Origin of the sequence: Streptomyces sp. NPDC057428 (genome assembly GCF_042803195.1) — a bacterium.
Taxonomy (GTDB): domain Bacteria; phylum Actinomycetota; class Actinomycetes; order Streptomycetales; family Streptomycetaceae; genus Streptomyces.
In genome coordinates this window covers 1-8,658 of the sequence record NZ_JBHVCT010000145.1, presented here as the reverse complement: position 1 = coordinate 8,658, position 8,658 = coordinate 1, and the positions used below count along the sequence as shown (strand labels likewise).

General features: G+C 67.3%; 9 protein-coding genes. 3 read left to right on the top strand and 6 right to left on the bottom strand.

Annotation, left to right across the window (positions count from 1 at the left end):
- From ACFU5K_RS30205 to ACFU5K_RS30195, 3 genes are all read right to left on the bottom strand, one after another.
- Positions 1 to 305 (bottom strand): NADPH-dependent FMN reductase (locus ACFU5K_RS30205; RefSeq protein ID WP_384067402.1); only part of this gene is annotated, 305 nt, incomplete at its 3' end.
- 834 nt (positions 306 to 1,139) lie between these two features.
- Entirely contained in the window at positions 1,140 to 1,469 is a 330-nt protein-coding gene (locus ACFU5K_RS30200) for a hypothetical protein (protein WP_384067397.1), read from the bottom strand.
- 40 nt (positions 1,470 to 1,509) lie between these two features.
- Complete coding sequence (locus tag ACFU5K_RS30195; protein ID WP_384067394.1) at positions 1,510 to 2,127, bottom strand: TetR/AcrR family transcriptional regulator; 618 nt, start codon at positions 2,125 to 2,127, stop codon at positions 1,510 to 1,512.
- A 370-nt stretch (positions 2,128 to 2,497) separates the two neighbouring features.
- Between ACFU5K_RS30195 and ACFU5K_RS30190 the strand changes: the two genes are divergently transcribed.
- The 3 genes from ACFU5K_RS30190 to ACFU5K_RS30180 all read left to right on the top strand — a co-directional run bounded on the left by ACFU5K_RS30190 (position 2,498) and on the right by ACFU5K_RS30180 (position 6,070).
- A complete protein-coding gene (locus ACFU5K_RS30190) occupies positions 2,498 to 3,211 on the top strand; it encodes an SDR family NAD(P)-dependent oxidoreductase (RefSeq protein ID WP_384067392.1) in 714 nt (237 codons plus the stop codon).
- A gap of 65 nt (positions 3,212 to 3,276) precedes the next feature.
- On the top strand, positions 3,277 to 4,308 hold the full coding sequence (locus ACFU5K_RS30185) for a nitronate monooxygenase (protein ID WP_384067387.1): 1,032 nt from the start codon (positions 3,277 to 3,279) through the stop codon (positions 4,306 to 4,308).
- 301 nt (positions 4,309 to 4,609) lie between these two features.
- Complete coding sequence (locus ACFU5K_RS30180; RefSeq protein ID WP_384067383.1) at positions 4,610 to 6,070, top strand: dihydrolipoyl dehydrogenase family protein; 1,461 nt, start codon at positions 4,610 to 4,612, stop codon at positions 6,068 to 6,070.
- Between the two features lie 73 nt (positions 6,071 to 6,143).
- Here the strand turns inward: ACFU5K_RS30180 and ACFU5K_RS30175 are convergent, their stop codons facing one another.
- From ACFU5K_RS30175 to ACFU5K_RS30165, 3 genes are all read right to left on the bottom strand, one after another.
- Positions 6,144 to 7,067 carry a LysR family transcriptional regulator gene (locus tag ACFU5K_RS30175; RefSeq protein ID WP_384067380.1) on the bottom strand — a complete coding sequence of 308 codons (924 nt, stop codon included), beginning with the start codon at positions 7,065 to 7,067 and terminating at the stop codon, positions 6,144 to 6,146.
- A gap of 108 nt (positions 7,068 to 7,175) precedes the next feature.
- Complete coding sequence (locus ACFU5K_RS30170) at positions 7,176 to 7,619, bottom strand: VOC family protein (RefSeq protein ID WP_384067377.1); 444 nt, start codon at positions 7,617 to 7,619, stop codon at positions 7,176 to 7,178.
- Between the two features lie 327 nt (positions 7,620 to 7,946).
- Positions 7,947 to 8,402 (bottom strand): MarR family winged helix-turn-helix transcriptional regulator, encoded by a 456-nt coding sequence (locus tag ACFU5K_RS30165; protein WP_384067374.1) that lies wholly within the window; start codon positions 8,400 to 8,402, stop codon positions 7,947 to 7,949.
- Between the last annotated feature and the right edge of the window lie 256 nt (positions 8,403 to 8,658).

The following is an 8,658-nucleotide window of genomic DNA, read 5'->3' as shown; positions in this document are numbered from 1 at the left end:
GCGTACAGGAAGTCGATCGCGTTCTTCAGCGCACCCGACGTCGAGTGGTTGTACTCCGGCGTCACCATGACGAAACCGTCGAACGAGGCGATCTTGCTCGCCCACGCCTGCGTGTGCGGCTGCGCGTACTGACCCATCGACGGCGGCATCATCTCGTCGAGATGCGGCAGCTTGTAGTCCAGCAGATCAACCAGCTCGAACTCCGCGTCCGTGCGCTGCGAAGCGACCTCGTGCACCCAACGCGCCACCGCCTCGCCGTTACGGCCCGGCCTGGTGCTACCAAGGATGATACCGATCTTGACCATGTGAAAACCCTTCGTGAAGACACTTTCGAAGCAAGAAGTAACCTTGCCTCGACAAGCAACATAACACGAAAAGTTGCTTAGTCAAGTATTCCGGTTGGGTGAGGCGCCGGCATCGACAAGAGCACGGATAGCCTCGGCCTCTGGCGCCGTGCACGGCAAGTACCGTGCGGCAGAAGCACCGGGCCCCTGAAGCAGCGACGCGTCATCACCGCCCAAGCGCGCAGTGGCCGTGGGCAGATCAGGCGTCGACGCGCTCGCTTACCGCACAACCAGGCCACACCGTGGCCTGGCTCACTTCAGGAATCAGGCGTTCGAGCGCCTGGGCGGAGTTTCCGGAGTGCCGCGTGAGGGCGGACGATCCACTGCGCGTCGAGCTGAGGAGGGCCGGGCTCACACACGCTGGCGGCTTCTGATTCCGTGACGAGGCTTGTTGTAGGACGAGCGACGACGAACCTGCGTGCGCGGCGGAAAGGCACCCGGTCCAACCCTCCCCGGGCGACGGGCATTACGGCGGCCCCGACTGCGCGGCGAAGCACTCCACCCGCCACTGCCCACGGAACCGATCTCATGGAGCACGGCGCACATGCGCTGGGCGCCAGGGTGACTTTCGCCCCGAGGGCGGGAGTGCGAAGCGGCGCACCGGGCGGCGCCAAATCCCGCCCTTCCGGCCGAAGATCAACCATCCCCGATCGACCGGGGCCCCGCGCGGCGAGGTCCCGGCGAGAATGCGGGCCTCGGGTCGACCGTCGGTGCCGGACCCGCGGCCGGACCGAAGGCGCGGGTTGCACCGGCGAATGGCTCACGGCCGTCCGCCGGCGCCTCTCCGCATCGGGTTCAGCTGGCGCGGTTCACAAGAGCGGCCGCTTCGGCTGCCTGCTCCGTGACGTGCGCGGCCGCCTTGGACGCGCGTCCGCTCACCTTCCATCCGACCATGCGCACCATCGTCGCGGGGGTGGGCGGAAACACGCCGAGCTGCCCCAGCATGGTGACGTCGTCGCGCACGGCCTCGTGCCGGACGACCTTGCCGTCGCGCAGATCCAGTACGTGATAAGCGCGCGGCCGGACGCTGCCGACCGCGCGCGAACCCGATCCGACAACAGCCCACCGCCGTCCGGCGCATACGCGCAGGATCCCCTGAGGCCGTGGTGCCGACTCCTTCTCCACGCTGGGACCGCCCGGGAAGGCGGGGCCGCTGCCTGGAAGGTCAAGCCGCGGGGGCACCCTGCTCGGAACGCGCCCCCAGCAGTGCCTGGCAGTTCAGCCAGAGCGCGTCGAGCTGAGAGGTGTTGTTGTACAACTTCGCGAGGAGCACCTGCCCCTCCAGCTGAGCCACGACGGAACGAGCGGCCTCGCGGGCATCCGCGACAACCACGTCGCCACGCCTGAGCGCCTCCAGGATCGTGATTTCGACCATGTCGACCTGAGCCTCGAAGATCTGCTGCAGCCGCAGGCGAATGGCTTCGGTCTGGGTGCTCATCTCCAGGGTGAGGTTGCCGAACATGCATCCCGCAACGGATCCGCACGTAGCCTGGCCGGCGTGCTGAGCGGCCTTGGTCTCCTCGAACAGCTGCCGAAGCTTCTGCAGGGGCTCCTGGTCGCCGAGCAGAATGCGGTCCCAGTCCCGCTGCTGTGCGGCCCAGTGCTCGTCGATCACGGCGAGCGCCAAGACTTCCTTGGACTCGAAGAAGTAGTAGAAACTGCCTTTGGGCACGCCGGCGGTCTTGCAGATCTCCGCCACGCCCAGCGCCGAGTATCCGCGCAGTTCGATGAGAGACTGCGCAGCGGTAAGGATCTTGTTTCTGGCATCGCTCGTACGGCCCATGGAACTAGCATACGACCATTCGACTAGTAGCGTCCGCTCGTTCACCCTTCCGTTACACGGCGACTCACGCGTGGCACCATTCGATTCGGTCCGCGTGCGCCCGCACAGGAAACACCGGACACTCAGGGCATTCGCAGGTATCGCGTCATTCACCCCTCGACAGCAGGGAGTCGCGTCCGAAAGGCGCAGACTCCTCGCAGTCCACACACCTTCCGGCCGGAGACATCCGGGGGCGGCCAGGCAGGACGCCGCGCCCCCACGAACCACCGCGACACGCCCGCGACCAGATCATTGACCGAAGGCGACCGATCGTCTATCTTTAGAAGACCGGTCGGCTAGCGATCGGTCTTCCCACTCGCGAAAGGCCGTCATGAGCAGCAACGGACAGAAGGTCGCCGTCATCACCGGCGCGTCGCAGGGCATCGGTGCCGGGCTCGTCGCCGCGTACCGCAAGCTCGGATACGCCGTCGTAGCCACGTCGCGCAACATCGCGGAGTCCCAGGACCCTGAGATTCTCACAATCAAGGGCGACATCTCGGACCGTGCCACCGCCGAGCGCGTCATCGCGGCAGGCGTGGAGCGTTTCGGTCGTATCGACACCCTCGTCAACAACGCGGGAATCTTCATCTCGAAGCCCTTCACGGACTACACCGAAGAAGACTATGACGCGGTACTGGCGGTAAACGTCGCCGGATTCTTCCGCGTGAGCCAGCTCGCGATCGCGGAAATGCTCAAGCAGGGCAGCGGTCACGTCGTACAGATCACCACCAGTCTGGTCGATCACCCCAACTCCAATGTGCCCTCGGTGCTCGCCTCCCTGTCCAAGGGCGGGTTGCAGGCTGCCACCAAGGCCATCGCGATCGAGTACGCCTCCCGGGGTGTCCGTTCGAACGCGGTCGCCCTGGGTACGATCAAGACCCCCATGCACCCCGAGGAGCACCACGAGACGCTGGCGGGGCTGCACCCGGTGGGCCGCATGGGTGAGATCAGTGACATCACCGACGCGGTGATCTATCTGGAGAACGCGCCGTTCGTCACCGGTGCGATCCTGCCCGTCGACGGCGGCCAGACCGCCGGGCACTGACCGGACAGGAGCGTGGCCGCTCCCAGGAGCGGCCTCCGCTGCCACCGCCAGGAAAGTAGACGCGCATGAACTCGCCACTGGCCGACCTCGGAGTGCGTACTCCCGTCCTGGCCGCACCGATGGCCGGTGGCCCCGGCACACCCGCGCTGGTCGTCGCTGCGGCACAGGCGGACAGTCTCGGTTTCCTCGCGGCGGGCTACAAGGACGTCGCCACACTGACCGAACAGATCGCCGAGGTGCGCGACAACGGCGTCCCCTTCGGTGTCAATCTCTTCGTCCCCAGCCCCCAGCCCATCGATCCGGCGGCGTTCCAGGACTACGCCCGGGCCATCGCGCCCGAGGCCCATGCCCACGGCGTCGACGTACGGACCATCGGTATCGTCGAGGACGACGACCGCTGGCACGAGAAGATCGAGTTGCTGCTCTCGCAGCCCGTCCCGGCCGTCAGTTTCACCTTCGCGCTGCCCGACGCGGCGGTCATCAGGTCCCTGCGCGCCGCCGGGACGCTCGTCATACAGACGGTCACCTCCCCCGCGGAGGCGGCCCAGGCCGCTGAGGCCGGCGTCGACATGCTCATCGTCCAGGCCTCGGCAGCTGGAGGACACTCCGGAACCTTCACTCCCCAGCACACCCCGGCTTCCGTTCCCCTGCCCCAACTCCTGGCCGCGGTACGGCACACGGTGAGTCTGCCTCTCATCGGCGCGGGAGGGCTGGCTACACCGGACCAGGTCGCCGGTGCGCTTCGTGCCGGCGCTGGTGCCGCCATGGTCGGAACCGCCCTCCTGCGTGCCGACGAGGCCGGGACCTCGCTCCCCCATCGGACCGCACTGACCGCCCCGACCGACCGGGGAACCACGGTCACCCGGGCCTTCACGGGCAGGCCGGCGAGGGCGCTGCGCAACCACTTCACCGAGAGGTACAGTGACCTCGCGCCTGGCGGGTACCCCGCCGTGCACCACTTGACAAGCCCGATGCGCAGAGCGGCAACCGCCGCCCAGGATCCGGAGCGGATCAATCTGTGGGCCGGCACCGGTTACCGGCAGACCCGCGCCGAGTCCACCGCCCGAATCCTTCAGGGGCTGACCACCACGCTCTGACGGACCCCACACATACCTGCGAGCCGCCATCGAGTTTCGATGGGTGCTCGCAGGTATGTGTGGGGGCTGCATGCCCGGTCGTGCCCGTCAATCACGTATGTTCGGGCCCGTCGCTCATCCGGAGCGCGACACATCTTGCAAGGCGCCGTCTCCGGTCGGCCCGGTACCCACCAGGCGATGTCCCCGTCACTGGAGCAAGATGGAGTTGCGCTGCGCCACCAGCTGCCGTCGACTCGCTCAAGGCCTTCACGGTGGGGCGCGGCGCGGCGGCTAATGGTCGAACGAAGGACGGAGCTGGGGAATGAACAGCACTTCTCGCGTCTACGATGTGGTGGTTCTCGGCGCCGGCCCTGCCGGCGAGAATCTGGCGGACCGCACTCGTGCCGCCGGACTCACATCGGTGATCGTCGAGAACGAGTTGCTCGGCGGAGAGTGCTCGTTCTGGGCATGTGAGCCCAGCAAAGCCCTCCTCCGGCCGGTCGTCGCCCGTGCCGACGCCCGCCGGGTACCCGGGATCAGGGCGGCGGTCCAAGGTCCTTTGGACGTGGCCGCGGTCTTCGCCCATCGCGACAAGATGTCCGCCTACTGGCAGGACGAGGACCAGGTCGAGTGGCTGAATTCCGTGTCCGTGGATCTGGTGCGCGGCCACGGTCGGCTGGAAGGCCCGCGACAGGTGGTCGTCACGACCGCTGACGGTGAGACGGTGCGTCTGACCGCACGGCACGTGGTCGCTGTGGCCACCGGAACGGTCACCGCCTTCCCTGATCTCCCCGGTCTGGAGCGTGCCCGCCCTTGGACCAACCGTGATGCCACCGCTGCCCGGCACGTGCCTGATCGGCTCGCCGTGGTGGGGGGTGGTGTGGTGGCCGTGGAGATGGCCACTGCGTTCCAGGCGCTCGGTTCCCAGGTGACCATGCTGGTCCGGGGTCACAACGGGCTTCTGAATCGGATGGAGCCGTTCGCCGGGGAGATGGTGACGGACTCGCTGCGTTCCTCCGGCGTGGACGTGCGTTTCGGCACATCCGTCAGCGGCGTCGTCCGGGAGAACGGCCCGGAAAGTCCCGTTCAGGTCACACTGTCTGACGGGCAGTCGCTGATCGCTGACGAGATCCTGTTCGCGACGGGCCGGTCGCCGCACACCGCGGACATCGGCCTGGAGACCATCGGTCTTACCCCCGGTGACTGGCTGAACGTGGACGATTCCTACCGGGTGACGGATGTGCCCGAGGGGTGGCTCTATGCGGTCGGCGACGTCAACCACCGGGCACTGATGACACACCAGGGGAAGTACCAGGCGCGAATCGCGGGCGGTGTCATCGGTGCACGGGCCAAGGACGAGCAGCTCGACGACGGCAAGTGGGGCGCACACGCGTCGACGGCCGACATCCTCGCCGTACCGCAAGTGGTCTTCTCCGAACCGGAGGTGACCAGTGTGGGGCTGACGACGAAGGAGGCGGAGAGCGCCGGTCGTCGGGTCGATGTCGTGGACTACGACATGAGCCGCATCGCGGGTGCGGTGCAGTACGCCGACGGTTACCGCGGCACGGCGCGCGTGCTGATCGATGCCGATCGGGGGAATGTGGTCGGTGCGACCTTCGTGGGTCCCGGGACCCAGGAGCTCCTGTACTCGGCGACCGTCGCGATCACCAGCGAGGTGGACATCAACAGGCTGTGGCACGCCGTCCCCGCGTTTCCGACGATCAGTGAGGTCTGGCTGCGCATCCTCGAGACCTACCGCGACAGGACCGAGAAGAGAACCTGACGGCGCCGCGGGCGTGACCGCCCGCCCGCCACGCGCCTGTCTGGTACTGGTACTGGAGAGTCCACGCGGGCCCCTATCCCTTGTACGGGTCCCCATCGGGAATCCAGGTTCCGGCTCGTCCAAGACCGAGGTCTCCCATGTCGTGGCACAAGGCATCGATGACGGCCAGGAGCTCGGGGCGGGTGTCGCCCCGGCGCCAGACCAACGACCACGTCCAGTAGATCTCAGGTGCCATGACGGGTCGTCGGGTGAGGCCAGGGGGCATGACACCGTTCTGGCCCTTCGGATTGTTGATGACCGGTCGGCTGCTGTGGCGGACGTGGTCGAAGAACGCGGGTCCGTTCGTACCTCCTTGGGCTACGCGCACCACGCGGGCCCCAGTGTCGCGGGCGAGCAGTTCGGCGTAGGTGTTCCAGGACGACCAGGAGGTGGTGTCGTCGTCGAGCAGGACCACGGTGTCCCGGGCCTCCACGCCACTCGCGTCGTTCCCGGTGGCCACGGCGTACAGCCGGTCGGCGCCGAGAAGCCGGGCGTTCAGGTCGCGTTGTTCCAGATCGGCGGCCCGTACCCAGCACACGGCGAGGTCAAGGCTGCCGTCAGCCACTCGGGCGGCCTGGGTGTGGGAGGGTGCGATCCACGGGTCGATGTGCAACTGGGCCACCGCTGCGGTGCGGGCGGTCAGGTGTGGTGGGAGCCAGCTGACGTACCCGAGCCGTACCGTTTCCGATCCGGACATGCGGCCGGCGCGGAGCCGTATGTCCTCGGCGCGTGCCAGCAGGGCGCGGACGTGCGGAAGCAGCGTCGAACCGGCAGGTGTCAGAGACACCGAGCGGCGGTCACGGTCGAACAGTCGCACGCCCAAGTCCCGTTCGAGCGCCTTGATCTGCTGTGACAGGGAAGGACCGGCGATCAACAGGCGCTCAGCAGCCCGGCCGAAGTTCAGCTCCTCGGCGACGGCAACGAAGTACCGCAATTGACGCAACTCCACGTTCGCCATGCTACCCCGGTACATGTGGGCGCCGACCGGCACGCACGGCGCCGGGGCCGCGTAGCCGCTCCACTTGCTGGTGCGTGCGTCACCGCGCGTGCATCCGCGATTGCGCGGTCATCGGCCGGGCAGCCGGGTGGTCACCTCCTGGAGCACCCAGCCGTTTCCGTCCGGGTCGCTGAAGGCGGCGAAGGAGCCGTAACTCGCACGCTCCGGATGCGGGCCGGAGACCCGGGCCACTTCCGTACCTCGATGGAAGACACCGCCCGCGTCATGAAACACCTCGCCCATCGCGACCCCGCGCCCGGACAGCTCGGCATGAGCCTCCTGGATGTCGGAGACGATGAGGTGCAGCCCCTGCACGGAACCCGGCGCAGCCGTTGTGACGCCGGTTCCGAAGAGGATCGAGGCCTGGGAGCCCGGAGGCGTCAGGTGCACCACGCGGTAGTTCTCGTCGGCGACGTAGTCGACGTCGAGGCGGAAGCCCGCTGCCTCGTAGAAGGCCTTGGCCCGGTCGACATCGGAAACGGGCAGAACCACGACTTCAAGTTTCAGATCCATAATCGTCTGCACTCCCATAGATACGAACCGCACACGCGGTTCGTCACCACTTGAACAGGTGACAGCCTGACAGGCATTGCGTCACCTGTCAAACGGGTGACGATAGGGATCATGACTTCGGCGCGCACGGTCACCGCTACAGCACGTGAGAAGGCAGGACTGCGTCCCGCACCGCATCGCCGAGCAGCGTCGCAGGTGACCAGGAGCCATTACGAGGTCGGCGCAGCAAACGACAGAGGCGCCCCACCCGACGGACTGTCGGGTGGGGCGCCTCGTGCCGGTCCGCCCATCGGCGGCCGCCTCATCTCACCTCGGCGCGCCGAGGGGTCACGGTGCGACTATGCGCTCCAGCGCTTCAGCGGCCGCGGCGACGTTGCAGCCCTCCATGCGGGAGAAGACGTGGCGCCGGACGCTCGCAAGGTTCGACGGCCAAGCCGCTTTCAGCTGGGCCCACCCGGCGGCGGTGAGGCTCGCGAGCCACGCCCGTCCGTCGTCCGGGCACTTCTCCCGAACGACGAGTGACTGCAGTTCCAGACGCTTCACGACCCGCGTCATGCCGCTCAGTGAGAGACCGCACATATTGGCCAGCTCACTCATCCGCATCTGGTTGTCCCGCGCCTCGGAGAGATGCACCAGGACCATGTATTCCGTACTGGAGATCGGATGCTCGTCGAACATGTCGGCGTCGACAGTTCGAGGCAGAAAGGCCATCACTTTGCCAAGAGCCCGGAGGAAGGCCTCCTCGTCCGGGTTGAGGGGTTCGATCGTCGTCGCGTCTGCCATAACCGAAGTGTAAATGGCGGCGCCCCGGAGTAGGTCACGCGCGTACGCCCGGTGAAAACGCCGTTGCGGCAATCCGGATGACCGCGGGCGGTCCCCGGTCCTCGCACACAACCGGCGTCCCACTCCGTCGCAGCGATCCGCCTATTCCTCCGGTCGGCCGCCTGAGCCTGGATCCACCGGCTTGATTCCGGAGTGATCGTTTCGGGGTTGTCTTGGCGGTCGGCGAGATGATCTGGCTGTTCGGGCAGGGGGTATC